Origin of the sequence: Wolbachia endosymbiont of Kerria lacca (assembly GCF_051602725.1) — a bacterium.
Lineage (GTDB): Bacteria > Pseudomonadota > Alphaproteobacteria > Rickettsiales > Anaplasmataceae > Wolbachia.
Genome location: NZ_CP192272.1, coordinates 224212 through 245272, shown reverse-complemented (window position 1 = coordinate 245272; position 21061 = coordinate 224212). Strand labels below are relative to the sequence as shown.

Annotated in this window: 18 protein-coding genes, 1 tRNA gene and 2 pseudogenes; 12 read left to right on the top strand and 9 right to left on the bottom strand. The window is 32.6% G+C overall.

The genetic code is table 11. The features are described from left to right. The first annotated feature begins 113 nt into the window (after positions 1-113). Both uppS and ACQ4M0_RS01170 read left to right on the top strand, forming a co-directional pair. Positions 114-809: a polyprenyl diphosphate synthase gene (uppS, locus tag ACQ4M0_RS01175; RefSeq protein ID WP_007302838.1), complete on the top strand. Its 696-nt coding sequence runs from the start codon at positions 114-116 to the stop codon at positions 807-809. Continuing rightward, complete coding sequence (locus tag ACQ4M0_RS01170) at positions 799-1425, top strand: phosphatidate cytidylyltransferase (RefSeq protein ID WP_438456486.1); 627 nt, start codon at positions 799-801, stop codon at positions 1423-1425. The genes uppS and ACQ4M0_RS01170 overlap by 11 nt, the downstream gene beginning before the upstream one ends. Positions 1426-1440: 15 nt before the next feature. On the opposite strand, the gene ACQ4M0_RS01165 is transcribed toward ACQ4M0_RS01170, so the two are convergent. Both ACQ4M0_RS01165 and coaD read right to left on the bottom strand, forming a co-directional pair. Further along, on the bottom strand, positions 1441-1650 hold the full coding sequence (locus ACQ4M0_RS01165) for a zinc-finger domain-containing protein (RefSeq protein ID WP_007302836.1): 210 nt from the start codon (positions 1648-1650) through the stop codon (positions 1441-1443). Between the two features lie 71 nt (positions 1651-1721). Then, on the bottom strand, positions 1722-2228 hold the full coding sequence (coaD, locus tag ACQ4M0_RS01160; protein WP_007302835.1) for a pantetheine-phosphate adenylyltransferase: 507 nt from the start codon (positions 2226-2228) through the stop codon (positions 1722-1724). A gap of 74 nt (positions 2229-2302) precedes the next feature. Between coaD and ACQ4M0_RS01155 the strand changes: the two genes are divergently transcribed. Together ACQ4M0_RS01155 and ACQ4M0_RS01150 are read left to right on the top strand one after the other, a co-directional pair. Beyond that, positions 2303-2375, top strand: a tRNA-Phe gene (locus ACQ4M0_RS01155). 60 nt (positions 2376-2435) lie between these two features. Then, positions 2436-3374 carry a gamma-glutamyl-gamma-aminobutyrate hydrolase family protein gene (locus ACQ4M0_RS01150; RefSeq protein ID WP_438456485.1) on the top strand — a complete coding sequence of 313 codons (939 nt, stop codon included), beginning with the start codon at positions 2436-2438 and terminating at the stop codon, positions 3372-3374. A gap of 122 nt (positions 3375-3496) precedes the next feature. Here ACQ4M0_RS01150 and ACQ4M0_RS01145 read toward each other — a convergent pair whose 3' ends face one another. Together ACQ4M0_RS01145 and ubiH are read right to left on the bottom strand one after the other, a co-directional pair. After that, positions 3497-4453: an IS5 family transposase gene (locus tag ACQ4M0_RS01145; protein ID WP_213863789.1), complete on the bottom strand. Its 957-nt coding sequence runs from the start codon at positions 4451-4453 to the stop codon at positions 3497-3499. Between the two features lie 250 nt (positions 4454-4703). Beyond that, complete coding sequence (ubiH, locus tag ACQ4M0_RS01140) at positions 4704-5861, bottom strand: 2-octaprenyl-6-methoxyphenyl hydroxylase (RefSeq protein ID WP_007302833.1); 1158 nt, start codon at positions 5859-5861, stop codon at positions 4704-4706. A 161-nt stretch (positions 5862-6022) separates the two neighbouring features. Between ubiH and ACQ4M0_RS01135 the strand changes: the two genes are divergently transcribed. Continuing rightward, positions 6023-6658 (top strand): hypothetical protein, encoded by a 636-nt coding sequence (locus ACQ4M0_RS01135; RefSeq protein WP_052264692.1) that lies wholly within the window; start codon positions 6023-6025, stop codon positions 6656-6658. Positions 6659-6882: 224 nt separating this feature from the next. On the opposite strand, the gene ACQ4M0_RS01130 is transcribed toward ACQ4M0_RS01135, so the two are convergent. Further along, the gene (locus ACQ4M0_RS01130; protein WP_012481726.1) at positions 6883-7551 is read right to left on the bottom strand and encodes a septal ring lytic transglycosylase RlpA family protein; all 669 of its coding nucleotides are present in this window, start codon (positions 7549-7551) and stop codon (positions 6883-6885) included. Between the two features lie 26 nt (positions 7552-7577). Between ACQ4M0_RS01130 and ACQ4M0_RS01125 the strand changes: the two are divergent. Next, positions 7578-8406: pseudogene (locus ACQ4M0_RS01125) on the top strand (Mur ligase domain-containing protein); the annotation flags it as partial. A 440-nt stretch (positions 8407-8846) separates the two neighbouring features. On the opposite strand, the gene ACQ4M0_RS01120 reads toward ACQ4M0_RS01125, so the two are convergent. Continuing rightward, complete coding sequence (locus ACQ4M0_RS01120) at positions 8847-10007, bottom strand: multidrug effflux MFS transporter (protein WP_264684792.1); 1161 nt, start codon at positions 10005-10007, stop codon at positions 8847-8849. Positions 10008-10023: 16 nt separating this feature from the next. Between ACQ4M0_RS01120 and ACQ4M0_RS01115 the strand changes: the two are divergent. Together ACQ4M0_RS01115 and ACQ4M0_RS01110 are read left to right on the top strand one after the other, a co-directional pair. Then, positions 10024-10579 (top strand): annotated as a pseudogene (locus ACQ4M0_RS01115) (GNAT family N-acetyltransferase). A 253-nt stretch (positions 10580-10832) separates the two neighbouring features. Beyond that, complete coding sequence (locus tag ACQ4M0_RS01110; protein WP_007302828.1) at positions 10833-11762, top strand: AEC family transporter; 930 nt, start codon at positions 10833-10835, stop codon at positions 11760-11762. A gap of 364 nt (positions 11763-12126) precedes the next feature. On the opposite strand, the gene ACQ4M0_RS01105 is transcribed toward ACQ4M0_RS01110, so the two are convergent. Next, the gene (locus ACQ4M0_RS01105; RefSeq protein WP_012481725.1) at positions 12127-12570 is read right to left on the bottom strand and encodes a hypothetical protein; all 444 of its coding nucleotides are present in this window, start codon (positions 12568-12570) and stop codon (positions 12127-12129) included. 118 nt (positions 12571-12688) lie between these two features. Then, a complete protein-coding gene (gene prfA, locus ACQ4M0_RS01100) occupies positions 12689-13780 on the bottom strand; it encodes a peptide chain release factor 1 (protein ID WP_007302826.1) in 1092 nt (363 codons plus the stop codon). Positions 13781-13893: 113 nt separating this feature from the next. On the opposite strand from prfA, the gene yihA reads away from it, so the two are divergent. Both yihA and argB read left to right on the top strand, forming a co-directional pair. Then, positions 13894-14487 carry a ribosome biogenesis GTP-binding protein YihA/YsxC gene (gene yihA / locus ACQ4M0_RS01095; protein ID WP_007302825.1) on the top strand — a complete coding sequence of 198 codons (594 nt, stop codon included), beginning with the start codon at positions 13894-13896 and terminating at the stop codon, positions 14485-14487. Next, positions 14462-15400, top strand: coding sequence for an acetylglutamate kinase (gene argB, locus ACQ4M0_RS01090; RefSeq protein WP_007302824.1), 939 nt, complete (start codon positions 14462-14464; stop codon positions 15398-15400). Before yihA ends, argB begins: the two co-directional genes overlap by 26 nt. A 371-nt stretch (positions 15401-15771) precedes the next feature. Here argB and ACQ4M0_RS01085 read toward each other — a convergent pair whose 3' ends face one another. After that, on the bottom strand, positions 15772-17304 hold the full coding sequence (locus tag ACQ4M0_RS01085; protein ID WP_007302823.1) for a hypothetical protein: 1533 nt from the start codon (positions 17302-17304) through the stop codon (positions 15772-15774). Positions 17305-17483: 179 nt separating this feature from the next. On the opposite strand from ACQ4M0_RS01085, the gene ACQ4M0_RS01080 reads away from it, so the two are divergent. Together ACQ4M0_RS01080 and ACQ4M0_RS01075 are read left to right on the top strand one after the other, a co-directional pair. Next, positions 17484-18761: an adenylosuccinate synthase gene (locus ACQ4M0_RS01080; protein WP_007302822.1), complete on the top strand. Its 1278-nt coding sequence runs from the start codon at positions 17484-17486 to the stop codon at positions 18759-18761. 158 nt (positions 18762-18919) lie between these two features. After that, entirely contained in the window at positions 18920-21010 is a 2091-nt protein-coding gene (locus ACQ4M0_RS01075; protein ID WP_438456484.1) for a hypothetical protein, read from the top strand. Positions 21011-21061: the final 51 nt, after the last annotated feature.

Below are 21061 nucleotides of genomic sequence, written 5' to 3'. Positions count from 1 at the left end.
TTGTAATATAGACTATCAATGATTTTTCAGTAATAATATAGTTTTAGGTGGATATAGTGAACGTTTCATACAGAGATATAGACATTAAGCTAATTAGAACAGGTTGAATTCAAATGTTGAATCTAGAATCTCTGCCAAAACATCTAGCAATTATTATGGATGGTAATGGTAGGTGGGCAAACAATCAAGGAAGGGTAAAAATTGATGGCTATAGAAAAGGCAGTGAGGTTGCATTTGATATTGCTAAGCATTGCACAGTCCTGGCCATACCTTACTTAACTTTGTATGCATTTTCCATGGAAAATTGGCTCAGATCTGAAAACGAAACAGACTACCTATTTAATTTATTTTACTACACTTTAACTAATGAAGATAAAATGAAATTCATTTACAATTGTAACATTAAGTTAAATTTTATTGGCAATTTAAGTCTATTGCCCAGTAAAATATTCGATCAAATCAAAAAAGCAGAAGAAGTGACACATAAGAACGATGGTCTATTACTCACTGTTGCAGTTAGTTATGGAGCAAAGCAGGAAATTATACATGCTATCAACAACGTCATAAAAGGAAATATTGATTGCGTATTGGAAGAGGAATTTGAAAAATTTCTGTATACTAAAGATTTGCCAAAATTGGATTTATTAATTCGCACTGGTGGCGAAAAAAGGTTAAGCAATTTTTTATTATGGCAAGCAGCTTATGCTGAATTGTATTTTTGTGATACTTTGTGGCCCGATTTTTCTTGTCAAGATTTGACCAAAGCACTAGAAGATTATACGAAAAGAGAAAAAAAATATGGTAGATAATAACTTTATGGTTAGAATATTGTCCTCAATAGTAATATTACTCATATTTTCTTTTGCTACATATTTCAGTGATTTATCATTTTATCTACTAATTTTTTCAATTGCAGTTTTATCTTCTTTTGAATGGTATAATCTAACTCAGGGCAATAGAATCTTATACATTTTCGCATTACTATTAATCGCACTACCAAATGCCTCGCTAATATGCCTATATAATCTACCACAGGGAAAATATGCATTAGTATGGCTTATCTTAACTATTTGGAGCATCGATATTGCTGCCTATTTTTTCGGCAAAAATTTTGGTAAAACTAGAATTTGTCCAATCATTAGCTCTGGGAAAACTTGGTTAGGACTTTTTGGTGCAGTCTTAGCTGGAATAGTGTGTACAATTTTTGGCTCAATATTTTTGAGTTTATTTCCAATTTTTTATTCTCCAATAATTGGTTTGATAGTTGCTATTCTAGCCCAACTTGGAGATTTCACTGAGTCACTCATCAAAAGAGTTTACAATGTTAAAGATAGTGGAGGTATTATACCAGGCCATGGAGGAGTACTCGACCGTATGGATAGTTTCATTTTTACTGCCCCTCTCATTGCTATTTACATAAGCTAAAAAAATGAAGTACTATTAACCTTTGGTTCTTTCCTTCTTGCTTATTACTTTCACCTCAACAGATTGAAATTCTTCGGCACTCACTATTTCATCCATTGACTTATTACAATAAGGACAATACATTTCTCCTTCTTTGTGTAAGTATACTATTGGATGACCAGAACCATCATCATTTTCATCACCACGGCAGCAAACTATTACATTATTATCCCTCACTTTTAACATGTCTCTCCTTTAGCTTACAATATTTTACACATCTAACATACTCGTTTGGAAATAAAAAAGACAACAAATACTTATTCTCCATTTTCTACCCTATTTAGATTAATCAATTCACTTTGGACACTTTTTGACACAAAGTTGCTAACATCTCCTCCTAATCTCGCTATTTCCTTTACAAAACTTGATGAGATAAATTGAGTATCCTCAGATGCAGGAAGAAATATAGTTTCGATTTCAGGAAAGAGCTTATAATTTACCCAACTCATTTGAAACTCGTAATCAAAATCCGATACTGCTCTCAGTCCTCTAATAATAACAGAAGCATTTTGCTCTTTGGCAAACTTCACTAGCAACCCATTAAAGGATATAATATCTGCATCAATTCCTGCTCCTTTCACTTCATTTTTAGCCATGCTTGTGCGCAGTCTTATGTCAAAATTAGTATGTTTATTAACATTCTCTGCAACACCAATTATCAACTTATCGACTAGCTTACATGCTCTTTTTATTATGTCAAGGTGCCCAAAAGTTATGGGGTCAAATGTACCAGGATAAATTCCTATTTTGTTACTAATGTTCATTCTTTGTTTCTATACTTCAAAAACTTTTGATGGACATGATAACGTTTTTTATCTAAAAATGAAAGTACGTAGTTGGCCTGATAGCTCAGTTGGTAGAGCAAAGGACTGAAAATCCTTGTGTCGCTGGTTCGATTCCTGCTCAGGCCACATTCTTTTTCTTAATGTTCTATAATATATTATAATATTAATATAATTATTTAGGAAATAATGTATAAATGTTACAATAGAATATTTAATATACTATTAATTACATTTCTACTATTAAGTAATATCGCTTATAGTGAAAAAGTAAACAAAGAATTACCTGCTTTGACAGTGGAAAATGCAGTAAATTATAATATAATTGTTGGTTTATTGCAAACAGATGAATCTCAAAATATCTATGAGATATTCAATAATTTTGGGGTTAAAACTATATTCATTGACTACGACAAAATAATTAATCTAAAAGAAATCCAAGAAGAGTTCGCAAAACAAGATGAAATATTGGCAAAAAAGCTGATACTAGATCGAATAAAAGTTGAAGTTGCAAAATTTATCAAAGAGCAAAAGATAAACAGAATATTTATTTCAGATAACTTTCATTCAGCTCTTAACCCTTACCGCCAGCTTGTGAATGAAGAAATTGTAAAAATAGTAGATGACAATCCTACAATTCATTTGCTTGCCATATGCGGTGGTTTACAAGACATTATGCATGCAAAAGAAATTGAAATAACAAATGTTGTTAATGATGAGAAGAATCATTTAAAATCAGCATCCTATCCACAAAAAGAGAATATACCTCTTCAGCAGATAAAAATTGTTCCAGGTAGTAGTTTGGAAAAAGTGGTAGCTAGATTTTTACTACCTAATCAAAATGGCTGGTTTTCAACTTATTTTCCGAATGCTCATTCAGGTACAGTAAGTAATACTACAGAGAATAGAAGAAGGCTAGAGCTACTTGGATATAAAATTGCAGCGTTTGCCAATGACGGATTAATAGAAGCTATCGAAGATAAGCATAGTAATATTTACTTTCAAAGTCATCTAGAAGCCCTTGTTGTCAAATCAGATAAAAACTCTCGTTTGTCAAGCCAAAAGGTACGTCAGGTTTCAACACTAGTTGCTATAGCGATTATAAATGATTTTCTTCATCGCGTTTAATGCTAAAATAAGGAGAATCATTTAATGTAATGCCAGTACTCTTTCTTCTTGTCATCCCAGTGCTTGACACTGGGATGGCTTTGTTGCACAGCTCTTCGGATAGTGGGTAATGTATAATAAATTCATGAAGCTATATCAAACTTAGCCATGCCTATTTCAGTAAATTTGTTAAGCAAATAACACTTGAGTAGCAGTTCCTTCTCACGATTAATCTCAGATTTATTCCTAAAACTAAATCCAAATATTTGCTTCAGTCGCGAGAAAAAACTTTCTATATAAGATCTCTTCCAATAATTTATCTCTTTTTTCCACCTCTTCATACCATCTTCATCATATGACTTTATGAGCTTGATTGTAGAATTTCTCTCATTCATATAATCCAACTTTGGATGCTCTACTGCATTATTTTGCGGAGGAATCCTTGTCTTTATGTCAAGCTCATCGCACAGTTTGTATAACTTCTTTCGATTATATGCCCTATCTGCATATATCGTGCTTATGTTATACTTGGTATCCACTCTTTCAATAAGATCACAGGCTCCATAGTGGTCGGAATAAACTCCACTACTGTATTTTGCAGCTATAACTTTTTTACTACCTATCTCTAGCATTACATGTAGCTTTCTTGTTTGCTCATAGCGGCGATACTTTCTATCTGTACCATTTGCCTTACTATGGCCTGGAATATTATTGTAGATGCTGATACCTGTACTATCTATAGCAATTTCAATATCTTCCATATCGTTCTTATCAACTCTGCAGTCGTTGATTTTGATATTAAGCTTTTTAAACCTTCTTGAAGCCTGCGAATAGCTGATAATTTGCAAAATTTTCCCTATTTGCTCAAGATATTTCTCTATAAATCCCACTGTTTGCCTAAGACCAATCCTGAATAGATAGGTTATTATGTGAATTAGAATCACTACTTTGTCGCTGTAGACATTGTTGCCACCTGCTACTTTTGGACTATTTTCGTACCAATTTTCAATGGCATCGTTGATATAATGAAAAACATTTCCCCTTTCTTGAAGAAATTTGTTATATTCATTGCAGTTACTGACTTTCATTCTTATTGGCATATTTTTCCTTTGTCGGCTAAATATCTATTTTATAACAAATTCCATCAGTAACTGCCTGTTCTTTCCTTGAGTGGTGCAACAAAGCCAGCTGGGATCCAGTTTTTCGTTTCATCAAATTTAGCATAACTCAAGTTTGCTTATAAATTTTTCTGGATGCCAGTGTCTGGGCACTGGCATGACATTATGGAATTTGAGCTCCAGTGTCAACTACTCTAATGATACCTGATTATGATGAAAGAAATCTAATGGTTTATATAAACCCCATAGCATGTCGAACGAAGCTTTTTTTAAGAAAATCTGAATTTTCAACTACCATTAAACCAAGATTTCTCAGAACTTGAGCGCAAAGTATTCTGTTGGAAAATATTCTATTTAGTCCATCAGTTGCAAGTGCCATAGTAAAATTATCAAAGTATCTGTCATATGAAATTTTCTTCAATAGATAATTACTGCCAACATCAATGCCAGAGGATTTTGCAGCAGTTATTTGTCTAATAACACTCTCTACATCTCTCATTCCAAGGTTAAGTCCTTGACCTGCAACCGGGTGGATTGAATGTGCTGCATCGCCAATCAGCAAAATTCTGCTTTTATGCAGCTTTCTTGCAAAAGAAAAACTCAAAGGATAGAATCTTCTTTCACCCTCTAATTCAATTTCTCCCAAATAAGAACCAAATCTTTTTTTGAGTTCTATGACAAATTCCTCTTCGGATAAGCTCATCAGCATTTTTGAAATTTCGCATTTTTCTGTCCAAACTATTGAAGAAGTATAGCCACCTTTCATTGGCAAAATTGCAAATGGACCACCAGGAAAAAACCGCTCTACAGCTAAGTTTTGGTGATGTAATTCATGTTTTACATTAAATACCATGCTATTTTGTTTATAATCAAATTTTATCATTGGTATAGAAAACAACTCTGGCAACCTAGAGTTTTTACCTTCAGCACAGATAAATAGTGATGATATCAATTTTTGATCATTATCAAGAGTAACTTCCATGTATCCTTCGTCACAAGAGATTGTTTTATAGGAACGTGGAGAATATATATTGAGTTTATGCAAAAAATTTTTATTGATTGCATTCCATATAATAGCGCTCTTGATTACATAGCCCATTGGCTCTTCACCAACCATTTTATGGTCATAATGCACAGTAAATGGACTATCTCCATCTAATATGCATATATCAAGTATTGGTTCAGTTTCGCCTTCTAAGAGCCGCCAAATCCCTAATTTTTCTAGTATTTTTTTTGATCCTTGAGAAATGGCAAATGCTCGATTATCATCAACTGCACGTGGTAAACTATTTTTCTCAATTACGGCTACAGATACAGAGTCATTACTCAGGCCAATAGCAGTAATAAGACCAATTAGCCCACTACCTGAAATGATTACATCGTAATTCATTTTATTAACCTAAAATTATATTATACCCATTTTGAAAATAGTTTAAACGAACTTTGTAGACACTGAACTTCTCATTACTATCTTAGTTATAACCAAAATAGTAATAAAATATTAATTATTTTACACTAAATTAGGTCTAATTTTATTAAAGGAGCTAGATTATGACTACAGATTGCAAAAAAGAATTACTAAATTGCATTAGCAAGTACAGAGAAGAACTTGCAGAAAATAAAGCAGCAATTAGACAAACTTTAACTAGCGATAAAATTAATATAAGCGATTACTTTTATAAGGGTGATAAAATCTGTAACAAAGAGCTGTTTAACATAGGAAGTGAGTGTCAAGATAAAAAATATGGTAGTCGACAAGAATATACGTATGATGAGTGGAAGGAAAAAATTGAAAAACCTCATGCTAAAGATTTGCTAAAGATGTTACAAAATGAAATCAAAGGTAAAATATTAAAAAGTTTTGAAGATTATGAAAAATATCATAAAAATTCTACTGAAGCTATAAAAAGAGAATTAGACATAGATTCAAAATTAAAGGCAATACTCAAAGAAAAGCAACAACCAGAAACTGATGAAACTCGAGCATATTATGACGTTATACGAGGTTTATATGAAAATGGAGACATGCGCTCTCAACTAAAGTGCAATGATCTTGATTGTTTTAATAGAACAATAGAAGATAATCTATCTCAAAAACAATCCGAGCTAGCTGCTATAAAGGATGACTTTTTGGATAATACGCAAAATATTTTTCAACATATTCAAGTTGAAGATAGTATTTTTTAGAGAAATAAGATTATGCTATTTTTTTAATGAAATTTCTTAAGTGGTAGATTATTTTTTACAGCTACATCTGAGGTAGCTGTCACTACCTGAAATGTAACAAATAAAATACCAATCTTAAATATTGCTATATTTCACGATAGTTTCTCAATTTAACGCACATGCTTTTGGAACATTCTCATTTGTCAAATAGTTTCTGTCATGCTACACAATCTGTAATGCAGGTTTTAACTTACTTTTACGCAATATTGATCATTCTTGAAAAGCAATCTAACATTTTCTATTCCTTGATTACGAAGCTTTGATGCAGCTGATTTAGCTACCTGAGCGTTTACAAAAAATGCTACATATCCCTTACTTTCTGCATTGTTTTGTTTTGGGTGACGTTTCTGCATTTCTTTTTCATATTGCCTTTTGTAATGAGGAGTATTTTGTATCAATTGTTCTGACCTCTTTCTTAAGTACTCGACTTTTACCTTCGCAAGCCCAGACTTATGAAGTCCTAAAACTTGTGCTGCTTTTTCTGACAAGTCTATTATTCTACCTTCAACAAATGGCCCTCTATCATTAACTCTTATAACAAGCTTTCTTCCATTTTCTAAATTAGTAACACGAACAAAGCAGGGTAGGGGCAAGGTCTTATGTGCTGCAGAAATCAAGTGACGATTAAACACTTCACCGTTGGCTGTAATTGTGCCATGATCTTCTATTCCATACCACGATGCTATTCCTACTTCTTCGTAACAGCTACAGTATTTTGGGTGGTAGGTGATACCATTTATTGTATAGCTATTGCCAATTTTATAATGACCTGCAGTGTGATTACACCTATTGCTAAAACTACAACTACTCATCAAAACGAATATTAGACATAGAAAGGCTAGTTTTTTTATCATTGTACTTAGTGAAATGGTTCGATACCATGAGGATTTTAAATTATACTATAATAAATTTAGTAATAAGTAAACGTCTACTGCCAAATATGCACAGCACTAAAAAAGAAGTAATACATATAATCGGTATAGGTGGAATTGGAATGAGCGCAATTGCTGAAATTCTTCATAATTCCAGTTATAAAGTTCAAGGCAGTGATACGCGATCAAACGACAATATAGATAGGTTACAAAAATTAGGTATAGAGGTCTATATTGGTCACGATGCAAGTAGTATTAGACAAGCTCAAATAGTTGTACATTCTTCCGCAATAAAACCTGATAATGTGGAGCTAGTTGCAGCAAGAAATAACAATAAAACCGTTTTGCATAGGTCAGACATGCTGGTTAAAATTATGAAAGGTAAATATGTGATAGCAGTTTCAGGTTCAAGTGGCAAGACGACGACGACAGCTATGATTGCTTCCATTTTTGATCATTCTGGTGCTGACGCCACTGTAATTGTTGGAGGAATATTAAATTCCTATCAGAGTAATGCAAAACTTGGCAAAAGTGACATTTTCTTAATTGAGGCTGATGAGTCTGATGGAACTATGTTAAAAATTCCTGCAGATATTGCTGTTGTAACAAGTATTAATGACGACCATATAGACCATTACGGTACATTTAACGACATCAAAAATGCGTTTTCTAGATTTGTAAACAACGCGAATTTTGCTATTTTGCCTGATTCTGCAGACATCAATCATGATGCGAGTAATTCTATAAAGTTTTGGTTTGGAAATGGTAAAATTAGAGCTAGCAACATCAAACAACACAATAATAGCATAGAATTTGACGTGCTGATTAGTATAAACGAAAGTAATCGTATTCCATTGTCCACTACTCGAGTAGTTGAGAGTGGTGGAATAAAAGCAGCTCTTGATTCGTCACTTCAATGCTTGAAACTGGATTCTCGTTTCAATGTTAAACAAGATACTATAGAATTTAAGAGGACAATCCCTAGAAAATCTCTACATTCAAAAAAAGTAAATCGTACTAATGCTATTTGAACAAGCTAGCGTAAAAGTAAGCTAAATTTTTTAAGGTACAAAAATAGCAAGAAACAGTTGTTTGAAAAAAATTGGAATTTGATTGGATTGCTGAAAATTGGCTCTCAAACTTTAGACGCATGAGCAAGATAATACTCTTTAACTAATATAGATTAGGTGATTTGGAAGAGATACATCTAGAGCAGCCAGCAAAGTTACAATACATATTACCGCAATAACTAGAAATGAGAAGGATCTATATGGTGATTATAGATTTTTCCAGACCTTGAAAACAATAAATAGACAGTAAATTAGAACTACTGCAAAAAAAACAAGAATAGCTACACTGGTTGCTTGACCATCGTAAACGTAGCTTGTTAAGCCGATAAAAATAGCCATGATAGAAGCTCTAATAAATGAAATTGCAGAAGAAGTTGTGCCTTTCATTTCAGGGAAAATATTTAATGATGCATTGAAAATGACTGCTTGACAAATTCCACAGCCAATACAAAAAATAACCATAGACAGCGTTACTAAGTAGTAAGCACTGGGCATGATTATACTGAATATTAAAAGTGATAGGGATCCAATAGCAATTACGCCTGTACCGGAAATTACACACCAAATTGCTCCAAGTTTCTTTAAGATCTTACTGGAAAACAGGCTAATTAGTGAGAAAGACCCAACCATTGCACCTTGATGTAGCGCATAAATAGTGCTGGATAAACCAAAAGTTTCCATATACAAAAAAGGGCCACAAGTAATGAATGACATATAAGCCGCAGAAAAAAGGCTCTGTGCCAAAGACAACACCATAAATTTTGAACTTGATAATAATTTTTTATAGTCTTTCATCATTTTTTTTAGACTAAAAATATCACGGTCCTTTTTTGTTTCTGGTAACAGAAAAAGCAGCAAAACCCAAGAGATGAAACAAAGTATTGCAACACTTGCATAGTTACCACGCCACCCAACAATTTTGTTGATGAAACTGCCTAATACTGGTGCAATTGCTATGAGAACTGTGATAATAGAATTCATGATTCCAATAAATTTTACTGCTTCGTTGCCTTTATAGCTGTCTGCAATAATTGCAAACACAACTACAGATGTGCTAACACCAATGCCTTGAATAAAGCGAGAGATTAAAAGCCAAGAAACTGACAGCGCAAAAACACAGCCAACAGCACCGATGAGTAGCAAAGTGTTGCCTATGATCATCATCCTTCTTCTGCCATAGCATTCAGACAATGGACCAAAAAATAACCCTCCTATGCAAACGCCTAAAAAATTATAAGCAATAGTTAATTGAATTGTGCCTTCCGGTACGTTAAAATAGCGTACTATATCAGGAAAACTAGGTACAGAAATATCAATTTCAATGAACTTAGCAATTAGAGATAGAATTAATAAAAACGGTAGTAACACTTAAAATCTTTAATTAATGAATAAAAATATCACATTTAAAGCGTTGAAAGAAGAACATTTTTCACTATTATTAAAATGGGTAGAAATGCCCCATATAAGAAGTGGTGGGATACGGATATAAATTGGACACCAGAGTTAATTGAGAAAAAATATAGCAACTACGTTAAAGGATTCAAACGTTTGAAATTTAAGACACAAATTATTGAAAAACCAATGCACGCATTCATTATTAATTGTGATGGAGTTGATATTGGTTATATTCAATATTACAACAAACATGATTTCCCACCTAAACAGATCTATAACACTTTAGAACTTCCAGAAAGTTGTGCTGCTATAGACTGGTATATCGGAGAGCTGAACTATGTAGGTAAAGGAGTTGGTTCACAAGCTTTGAATATATTTTTAAACAAATTTGTCTTTAAAGTTTATGAGAATGCCTTTGTCGACCCAGGTATAGCAAATGTTTGTGCAATCCGTGTTTACGAAAAAGTTGGCTTTAAAAAATTATGGAAAGTAATAGTGCGATTTTAATGATTAAGGCAAGAATTCCTGAGAACCATTCAAGATGAGTGTTTTTTCAACAATCTACCTAAATTACTAAAAGTGGCTTATAAAAATATACAAGGAGCTTTATACAAACTTAACATAATTTAGTCATAAAAATATCATTATTAAGTCCTATATAAGAACAAATTTTGGCACTCAGTGAATCTTTTTTAACTAACTATGAACTTGATTAATTGGAAAATAAATTTTACTTGCTTTTACAATACCTTAAAATCTAATATCACTTTATCAGCAAAGATATCACAATAGGCTAGTATGTTCTTCACTCTTTTCCTCAAAATATTACCTATTTACATTACAATACTTATTGGTTACTTAGCAGGAAGATATCTTAAAATTGATAGAAATACTATATCTCAAATACTCTTTTATATAGCTAATCCAATAGTGATTTTATACGGAGTATCTCATACAGAAGTTAATTTAAAAGTAATTTCTCTGCCGATTTTGATATGGTTTATAGGTAGTACTATGTCCTTATCAGTGTATTATCTTTCTTCTTTTTTATTTAAGGACAACACGAGAAACATATTAGCGTTTAGCTCGGGCAGCACAAGCATGGGTTATTTTGGTCTACCGATTGCCATGGCTTTATTTGATGAAGATTCAGTGTCTGTGTATGTTGTCTGTTACATAGGAATGGCACTATTTGAAAATAGCTTGGGATTTTATATAGCTGCAAATGGTATCTATACTGCAAAAGAATGCATATTAAAGTTACTCAAACTTCCTTCATTATATGCGATGATTCTAGGCTTCTTTTTAAGTATATATGATATACAAATACCCACTTTTTTGACGGATGTTATGATAAATATCAGAAGTACATTTATCACATTAGGAATGGTGCTGCTTGGAATAAGTATTGCACAAATTACAAATTTTAAAGTAGATTGGAAGCTTGCTTTGACCACTATTGTAGCAAAGTACATATTCTGGCCGTTATTTGTTTTGGGAATTGTCTTACTAGACAAGCATGTTACAGGTATATATGATGAAAGCATCTATAAAGCACTGATGTTACTGGCTATTATTCCAATTTCTGGATCCAGTATAATACTTGCTAATATTTTAAATTACCAACCAGATAAAGCTACTTTATTGCTCCTAATTAGTACTGCAGTGGGACTATTTTATGTTCCACTTATAATATCATTATTTTTTACTAAACTTGTCCCTTTTTAATCAAAAATTTAAGCGCTAGGCCTATTCACAAAACTTGAATTTAGACTAGACTTCTTGGATAATCATAAAAGAAACTAATCCTTTTTTTCCTCTCCTTTCTTATTTTTTTACACAGAATAGGAAGTTATCAATTGATGGAATTTTCGCAATAATGTCAATAGCAGTAAGATTTCCTACACCTTTTAGCAGGTCTATAGTTGAATTTGGATGTTCTATGAGCAGCAACAAATAAATGTAACTTGCCTTTTTCTATATGATGCTATTAACCGAATAGGTATTCGTTTGACATTTCCATATCTTTGTTATCATTAGTAATACTAAAGGGAAAACTAAACTTAATAAGATTTGGAAGCATATTGTTGTTCTATGATTCACGTAATGCTGCTATGCCTTCGTTGCAGACGTTGTCATAAAGTAAATTAAATTCTTTAATATTTGAAAAACTACTACCCCTTAGCGCACTCATTAATATTATTCCACTTTCAACATCAATATCATTAGAAATTAAATCAAGTTTAATAAGATTTGGAAAGTTACCATTCTTTAACAATTTAGTGATTGCTATTGAGCCTTCTGCGCCAATAATGCTAGAAGTTAATTTACACTCAGTAATATTTGGAAGATTAATATTCTCTAATGCTTCATTTAAAACTTCTCCGCACTGAGCATCAATATAACAATTAGATAAAGTCAAGCTTGTAATATTTTGCTTTTTCTGTAAAAAGTTTACTAGCTTTTCCATATATACATATAGATTATTTAACTCTAAGGTGTTACTATTAACATATTGATTAAAGTCAACTTCCATGGTTTCTGTAAGTTATAGAGCTGCTAATTATAGCATAAATTTAAATAATTGTCAACCTTATGAACAACTAACTTTACTTCTTTTTAACCTGATACCTATGCTTTGTTTCAAATTTCCATCAAAAAGTAACATTACCCCCTCCAGTCAACCTTTCTGCTTCATTTCGTGAAATCAATGCCTCAATAAATTCATCTAGTTCACCTTCTTTTATAATCTGTTCTAGTCGATGTGAAGTGAGATTAATTCTATGATCTGTTATTCTTGATTGTGGAAAGTTATAAGTTCTTATACGTTCAGAGCGATCTCCAGAACCAATTTGGCTTTTCCTCATTGTTGACCTTTCCATTTCTTTTTTTTGTCTTTCAATTTCGTATAGCCTTGCTCTCAACACTTTGAGCGCTTTAGCCTTATTTTTGTGCTGCGATTTTTCATCTTGCTGTATTACAACTATCCCTGTTGGCAAGTGGGTGACCCTTACTGCGCTGTCAGTTGTATTCACTGATTGCCCTCCAGGACCACTGGATCTATAAACATCTATGCGTAAATCTTTTTCTTCTATTTCAAAGTCAACCTCTTCTACTTCAGGTAATATTGCAACAGTAGCTGCGGAAGTGTGCAATCTTCCTGAGGATTCAGTTTCTGGCACTCTTTGTACTCTGTGCACCCCTGACTCAAATTTCAGTCTTGCAAAAACTTCTGTTCCATTAATGAGTGCAGAAGCTTCCTTATAGCCACCTATACCTGTATTAGAAATACTTATTGGCTCAAACTTCCAATTTCTTCTTTCTGCATATTTTTGATACATACGAAATAACATCGCTGCAAATAATGCTGCTTCTTCTCCGCCTGTGCCTGCTCTAATTTCTAATATTGCATTTCTTGAGTCATCTTCATCTTTGGGTAATAATGCCAACTTTAGTTTTGCTTTTACTTTCGGTAATACTATCTTTTGCTTCTCAAGAAGTTCTTCTTTTGCTAACTCTTTTATATCACCATCGCTGTTCTCATCTTTCATGATTTCTTCTAAATCTGAAATTTCCTCTTTTAATATATTATATTCATCGATTATCTCGATAATTGGTCTGAGTTCAGAGTATTCCTTTGAAAAACTAACGAATTCTTTTTGACTCAAATTGGTAGGGTTTTCCAGATTTCTCTCTACATCAGAAAACTTTTTTTTTAAGTCTTGTAAATTATTCTCTATATCCATATAGTACAGGTCTAGTTTTCAGCTGTTTAAGTAAGTAATATATACTGAAATAAAAAATTTCTTATATCAAGCAATAACACTATAATTGTCTCGAATATTTCTACCTAAGTATAATGGCAAAACAGATAACATCAATCTGCAGCTTCATATTTGGAGCTTCAGACAAAAAATCATTACCAGATGAGTCGGCTCCAGAGATTGCATTTGCTGGTAGATCAAACGTAGGAAAATCAAGTTTAATCAACTTGCTGATAAACAGCAAAAAAGCTGCAAGAGTTTCTTCTAAACCTGGATGCACTAGACAAATAAATTTTTACTCTATGTACAATGATAAGTTTAGGATTGTCGACCTACCGGGTTATGGCTATTCTTGTGCAAGCAAGGAAGAAGCAGTACAATACTTAAACCTAATTGAGTACTATCTAATTCACAGGAGAAATCTAAAAAGAGTGTTTGTGCTTATAGATAGCAAGGTAGGATTAAAAGAAATAGACAAAGACTTTGTTTATTGGTTAATATGTAATAATATTAACTTTAATATTGTGCTAACAAAAATAGATAAAGTGAATCAGGAAAGTCTAAATGCTATTCTAGAAAATACTCAAAAGTGGGTTAATAATGAACATGTATCAATTCATCAAATAAGCATTCGTGTTAAGCATAAAATCACCAAGGTAAGAGATGAGTTTTTCAAATTTACAAGATAAAAAAATGAAAAGTGATGAATCTTTAAATGGTAAGATGCCATTGAAGGAAAAAACAGAAATATTATTTGAAGTTCTGTCTAACATACCTAAATTTGTAGGCGAAACTTTTATCATCAAATGCAGCAGTGTAATAATCTCAGATGAAACGCTGCTTAGTGCTTTTGCGCATAATGTTGTTCTGTTGAAACAGCTTGGTATAAATCCGGTAGTAGTTCATGACGGAGAATATGAAATTAACTTAGTGTTAAAAATGCTAGATATGAATGATAAGTTTATAAATGGTGTCAGACTTACAGACAAAAGCACTATGAAAATCATTGAAATGGCACTGTGTGGTTCAATTAATAAAAAAATTGTTCAGCATATAAATTCTGCTGGTGGTTCAGCTATTGGACTATGTGGAAAAGATGGCAACCTCATAAAAGCTGAAAAGATAAGCACTACGCTTAGGGAAAATAGATTAAATAATATTGAAAAAATACTAGACATGGGATTTATCGGTAGACCAACTGAAATCAATCCTGATATATTATTCTTTATTGAAGAATCAGATTCTATACCAGTTATTGCACCTATCGGTTATGGAAAAAATGGAGAAACATATCATATTGATACTGATAGCACTGCAAGTGCAATTGCACTTGCAGTTTACGCATCTAAAATGATAATCTTGAGTGATACAGATGAAGAAATAAACAAAGTTGGCAATGGAAGAGTCTTGATTAAAAATTTAAAAGAATCGATTGATTGTGGAAAAATTAAAGGAGAAAAATTTGTTGAAAGGCTTATGTCATATACTAAAATGGTAGAAGAATGTGCAGGGGTTGTTCACATAGTTGACGGTAGAGTACCTAACATTATACTTGATTTATTTACTGAGAATAATTCAGGTATATCAATAATGGATGATTAATAGCTGTAATGCTTATAACCATATGAACATTGAAAATTTGGGAATAGCTTATGTCAAATTCCTATTCTCTTTTCCAGTTTTTTAGGTTTTTTTTTCTTGCAAGCATAATAGTTTCGTATACATAATGAAACCAAATGGTATTTTTAGCTTGATAACAGAGGAAAATAAAGAGGGCTTGGGTGTAACACTCAAATAATGATTTACCTTATGGATACCGCTAGAAAAGTTGACTAAGGTATACAATTCTCTCTGCATCAAGTTACTCAAGATATCGAATCTACAAACGCTTTCGATTGAGTGTGTTTGATCAATTTGAGTGCTTTAAATGAAAGGCGAAAATTGAGCATACTACGCCTCTGTACACAGTATCTTTAATGCAAATGCCCATGTGATTCCATAGATAATCTCTGTTTTTTTATTTTATCTGTCCATTTATCATTTTCTATATCTTGTTTGTTGGTTGCTCTTTTTTCTTGCTCAACAATTGCCTTATCTATCTTCTGATGAATTGCATCAATTGCATTAATTGCATTTTTTTCTTTGTATACTTCGCTTTTTCCTTCAACAATTAAATTGGTAAAAATATTTACAACAAACTGCACTTGATTATGATTAACCTGACCTTTTATCGAAGAAGGTAAAGAGTTTAATTCCATCAATACTTCTGATGCTGTTTTATCTTGAGTGGAAAGCCCTAAATTATCTGCTACTTCACTTATTAATAACTCTCTGTTTTCTTTATTATCTTCTAATTTAGTATAATCACGCAGTAGATCCATAACTGCAGATACTCTGACTTCAATAATATCATCAACGTCTTCACCTCCTAGAGCAACTCCTGATTCCAATAACTTCTCTCTGAGGTTTTTGCTTAAAAGATTAATAAATTCTTCATTTGCATCTGATCCTATGGTTGATATCGTACCATCTAAATAGTTATTTACTTTGATTTGAGTACCTAAGTCATGCTCTATTTGTATTTTTGTCTCATATTTAAATCCTAGTTCTGCACAGAATTTCTGAAAATATTCTTTAATAATGTCAAACAAGCTCTTGCCATTATCTTTATAGTTTTTTAGCTCTTCAGGAATAGTAAGTGATAACTTACCTTCTTTATATATTATACCATTTTTGCTATCTTGAGATTCAAGTGTGAATTCTAATGAGCTGGATAGGTCACATATTTTCTCTTTCGGATTGTTAAGCGTGGTTATAGGCATTGCCATATCAGACTTCACTTTTATGTGGTTGTGATCAGTGCAGTAAATGTTTAGCGCTTTTTTAGGACTATGTGGAATCAAGCTACAACTACTGAGTGCTGCATGAGATTCATTAAATATACCAGCTTCATACCCTGCTTGATTACAATTGGTGACTAGCTCTTCTAAAATAGCATTACTTGGAACTTCTGCCCCAGCGTACCTGAACATTTCCTTGAAAATTTCCTTTGCTAATGCACGGTAATCTTTTTTGGAGAATAGATGATAAGAGCTTCTCCCTGCGTTATAAAATCTCTCAAATTCCTTTCTATATTCATCAATTTTTTTTTCATCAGCAACTGTAGGGCTATTACAATGATTTTCCCAAACTTCAGATAGTCTATCTTGATCAAGCTCCTTAAGTACTGGTTCCATAAAAGCTTTACCTTCTTCAGAGAGGTTATCAAAATTATCACGGTTAAAAATCTCATTTTTATAATCTTTAGCTCCTTCCTTAAATGCAATAATAAAATTTTTATCTATTTCTTTTTCATTAATAATAAAATTCATTCTTTGAAAATCTAAGAACATTGTTTCACCGGAATTCGCTAATTTATTATCTTGATCTGCTCTTAATTTACTAAAATTGAATTCTTTAGCTGTGGCCTTTAATCTAACTACCGGACTCTTCTTTGCCTCTTTCATAATTAACACCTTACTATAAATATGCTGTAAGTTGTACCATATAATGATGAATAATTTTATAATATATAAAAAAGTCGATAGTCTATTTCTTTATTTTAGGGATATAGGAAAGGCGTAGATTTCTCTTTTCATTTGTAGCATGCTGCATTAATATTTACGTATTAATCTAGAAAATAGTGATGAATAATATTGTAATTGTTGGTCTGCAATGGGGTGACGAAGGCAAGGGTAAAATAGTAGATTATCTTTCTGAGAATGCAGATGTAGTTGTGAGATTTCAGGGAGGAAATAATGCAGGGCACACTATAGTAATAGATGATGAGGTTTATAAATTAAATTTACTGCCCTCTGCTGTTTTGAGAGCGGACAAAATATCTATTATAGGAAACGGTGTTGCTCTTGATTCACATGCTCTAGTCTCAGAAATAGAGTCATTGAAAGTTAAAGGAGTAGACGTAAACTATAACAACTTGATGGTATCCGAGAGCTGTCCATTAATACTTAGCGTACATAAGGACAAGGAAAAGCTATTTGAAGATTTAAACGGAAATCACAAAATTGGTACAACAAACAAAGGGATAGGGCCATGTTATGAAGATAAAGTTGGCAGGAGAGCTATACGCCTTTGTGACTTAGAAAACACAGATGAGCTCAATCAAAGAGTGGATGCTCTCCTGAGTTACCATAATGCTATCAGAAAAGGACTTAACTACCAGGTAGTTAAAAAAGAAGAAATATTAAAGGAAATTCAAGAGATTTCAGAAAAAATTCTTTTATATAAAAAACCTGTGTGGAAGATACTAAATGATTTTATGAAAGAAGGTAAGAAAATAATATTTGAAGGCGCTCAAGGCGCATTTTTAGATATCGACCACGGAACTTACCCTTTTGTTACTTCAAGTAATACCGTAGCATCGCAAGCGATAACAGGCTCAGGATTATCCTACAATGCTCAAATTATTGGTGTAGCAAAAGCGTATACAACAAGAGTGGGTAATGGTCCATTTCCTACTGAACAAAATAACGAGATTGGAGACAGCTTATTTTCTATAGGTAAGGAACTTGGAACAGTAAGCAATAGAAGAAGGCGCTGCGGATGGTTTGACGCAGTTTTAGTGCGCCAGGCCGTACAACTCTCTGGAGTTTCAAGCATTGTATTAACCAAATTAGATATTCTTGATTCTTTTGATACTATTAAAATAGGCACTGGTTATAAGTATGGCGGAAAAATGTATGATTATTTACCCGCATCACATTCAATACAAAAAGAATTAGAGCCAATATATGAAGAATTTCCTGGTTGGAAAGAGAAAACTCAAGGCAAAAGGTCAGTTAAGGAATTACCTGCAAATTTGATGAAATATGTGAGAAAAATAGAAGAATTAATAGGTGTACCAATTCATCTAATTTCAACTAGTCCCAATAGAGAGGATGTTATTAAGCTTAAAAATCTATGAAAACGTCTTGTTAACTTTTATCTAATAAAAAACGATACTTGTGTGACTTCAAGCAATCTATTATGCAAAGTAGCAGCGTAAACGTACAGTGAGCAGTGTGATTTTTCTTAAATACATGTTGATTGTTATAATATAAACATAGTTAAAGGAGGCGTATTATGATTGCAGGTTTGACTAAGGGAGACAAAGCAGTAAGAGCGGAAAAAACAAGTGATCAGCCGAGAGAATTGTCAGTTGCAGAATATGTAGTTAAGTCAATACATGACTTGCAAAAATTGCATAATAGATTATGTTCATCACAGGGCAACAATTGTGTTAATGATAGAGAGAAGTTTGTCCAAGATAGTGATGGGCTTGGTATATTTCAATTTCTCAAAAGCTATATTAATGATGCAGAAAAAAATGAGCCTTTCATTAAGAACCTTACTATAATGAAATTTCTTCGCTCAATTATAGAAGATAGGGAACTGTATAAAAAGTTATGCAGTTTCGATGATTTTCTCGATTGTGAGTTAGAAAATTTGAGAGATAAGATAAGCTTATTAGCGCTTTTGAGAGAAAAGATGGACTTTACTGATATACAAAAAGCTTATGGTAATTGGCGTTTTAGTAATCTAATAGGTGATAATGATTTTAAGCGAATGTATGTGGATGAAGCAGTAAAAGAAAGAGAAAAGCCTGTTAATGAGGACTTTGAGAAAAATATAGGTAAATACATAGAGTTAGTAAAGGAAGGAAAAGAAGTTGCAAGTAGGTATTTTGGAAAATGGAAAGAGGACTTTCAAGTTTACTGTGAAGAAATTGACAATAATAATAAAGTTTTGAATATTAACCTTACTCATTACGACAATAGTAAGCCAACAAAGATTAGTGACGTTTTACAGCAAGAGAAAGATATTAAAGAACTGAATATCTATTGCAATAAAAAACATGAAATACACGCTCATAAAAAAGATAAGAAAAGATATTATGAATTTAAAGAAGGTGCATATTATGAAATGACAAGCACTTGGGCTGCAAAAGATGGATCAGGAATGTGTACCATGATTATGAATGTGAGTAGTGATGGCATAACTGAAGTACTAAAATTTGATGGTGAAGATTTTGTGTCATCGAAGGAGATTCTAGAATTAATAAAGCAAAACGATGAATTATATATTCAAGGTCTCTCCTTATATGATGCTGTAATGGAATCACTAGAAGAGGATAGGGCTACTCCTATTAATTTTTACAATGAATCTATGGTGGCTTATCAAGGTAAGGAACCAGAGGGGAAGTTAGATCATAAAGTTGATGCTGATAATAGCCTTCCTTCTTCTCCTTCTATTAATAGCAATGCATTGGAAGTCAATTTACAGCACACTGAAACTCAACCAGAAGTTGCTTCACAACAAATAACTGATTTACAAAACAGTTTTGGAAAAGAAGAGCGAAAAAAGACAGAATTGCAAACTGAACTGGCACAAAAAAATGAAAAGTTAGCAAGTGTGTTAGCAGAGTTACAAGAGAAAGCACAAGAACTTAAAAATGTATGTGAAGCAAAAGGAAAGCTAGAGGGTAAGCTAAAAGATGTCAATACAGAAAAGAAGGAGTTAGAAGACAAATTAAAAGAAGCAGCACACATAATGAAGGAAAAGGAGCAGTATATAAGCAATTTAAAACTTCAAGTGCAAGAGTTGAAAGATGAGCATAAAGCACAACTGGAATCTTATGAACAAGGGATACACAAACTAGCATGGGAAGTTGAAGAGTTAAGAAGCAAACTAGAGTGTGAGAATGAATGGGATGATAAAGTTGTAGAAATAGCTGATGGACTGGGAGAAAAAATTCATGCTGATGAACAAAGAAGCCTAAATAATCAATTTTATACTCCAACAAGAAATATTTTTAATGAGACTAATAATGAGTCTTGTGTTCCACTGGAAGAAAAGATGACGTTACTCGGATCTTCAAGCTCTGATGGCGGATATGGTAGTGATAATGGTTTATCTTCTAACATGAGTTCTATTGAACAAAGAAGCTTCAATCATCAATTTTATACTCTAGCAGGAAACGTTTTTAGTGAGCCTGATAGTGCCTCACAAAAGAAGACAGAGTTATCCAGATCTTCAAGTTTTGATAGTGGACTTGATAGCGATGAGGAAAGTTGTGATAATGATTTATCTTCTAACATAAGTTCTATAAGTTCTGTTGAGAAGGTGGCAGAGAGTAGAAAAGTAGGTAACTTGCTTTCCTCTCGTATTATATAGAGATAAGTTGCAAGAGGAATACTCACAAAAATCTCTTGTATTGATAATAAT

What these genes read in the sequence shown, in the direction of transcription:
- argB (WP_007302824.1), top strand. Translation starts at nt 14,462, where the DNA reads ATGAGTTTTTCAAATTTACAAGATAAAAAAATGAAAAGTGATGAATCT.
- ACQ4M0_RS01105 (WP_012481725.1), bottom strand. Translation starts at nt 12,570, where the DNA reads ATGGAAGTTGACTTTAATCAATATGTTAATAGTAACACCTTAGAGTTA.
- ACQ4M0_RS01170 (WP_438456486.1), top strand. Translation starts at nt 799, where the DNA reads ATGGTAGATAATAACTTTATGGTTAGAATATTGTCCTCAATAGTAATA.
- coaD (WP_007302835.1), bottom strand. Translation starts at nt 2,228, where the DNA reads ATGAACATTAGTAACAAAATAGGAATTTATCCTGGTACATTTGACCCC.
- ACQ4M0_RS01150 (WP_438456485.1), top strand. Translation starts at nt 2,436, where the DNA reads ATGTATAAATGTTACAATAGAATATTTAATATACTATTAATTACATTT.
- ACQ4M0_RS01145 (WP_213863789.1), bottom strand. Translation starts at nt 4,453, where the DNA reads ATGCCAATAAGAATGAAAGTCAGTAACTGCAATGAATATAACAAATTT.
- ACQ4M0_RS01075 (WP_438456484.1), top strand. Translation starts at nt 18,920, where the DNA reads ATGATTGCAGGTTTGACTAAGGGAGACAAAGCAGTAAGAGCGGAAAAA.
- uppS (WP_007302838.1), top strand. Translation starts at nt 114, where the DNA reads ATGTTGAATCTAGAATCTCTGCCAAAACATCTAGCAATTATTATGGAT.
- ACQ4M0_RS01110 (WP_007302828.1), top strand. Translation starts at nt 10,833, where the DNA reads ATGTTCTTCACTCTTTTCCTCAAAATATTACCTATTTACATTACAATA.
- yihA (WP_007302825.1), top strand. Translation starts at nt 13,894, where the DNA reads ATGGCAAAACAGATAACATCAATCTGCAGCTTCATATTTGGAGCTTCA.
- prfA (WP_007302826.1), bottom strand. Translation starts at nt 13,780, where the DNA reads ATGGATATAGAGAATAATTTACAAGACTTAAAAAAAAAGTTTTCTGAT.
- ACQ4M0_RS01135 (WP_052264692.1), top strand. Translation starts at nt 6,023, where the DNA reads ATGACTACAGATTGCAAAAAAGAATTACTAAATTGCATTAGCAAGTAC.
- ACQ4M0_RS01080 (WP_007302822.1), top strand. Translation starts at nt 17,484, where the DNA reads ATGAATAATATTGTAATTGTTGGTCTGCAATGGGGTGACGAAGGCAAG.
- ACQ4M0_RS01165 (WP_007302836.1), bottom strand. Translation starts at nt 1,650, where the DNA reads ATGTTAAAAGTGAGGGATAATAATGTAATAGTTTGCTGCCGTGGTGAT.
- ACQ4M0_RS01130 (WP_012481726.1), bottom strand. Translation starts at nt 7,551, where the DNA reads ATGATAAAAAAACTAGCCTTTCTATGTCTAATATTCGTTTTGATGAGT.
- ubiH (WP_007302833.1), bottom strand. Translation starts at nt 5,861, where the DNA reads ATGAATTACGATGTAATCATTTCAGGTAGTGGGCTAATTGGTCTTATT.
- ACQ4M0_RS01085 (WP_007302823.1), bottom strand. Translation starts at nt 17,304, where the DNA reads ATGAAAGAGGCAAAGAAGAGTCCGGTAGTTAGATTAAAGGCCACAGCT.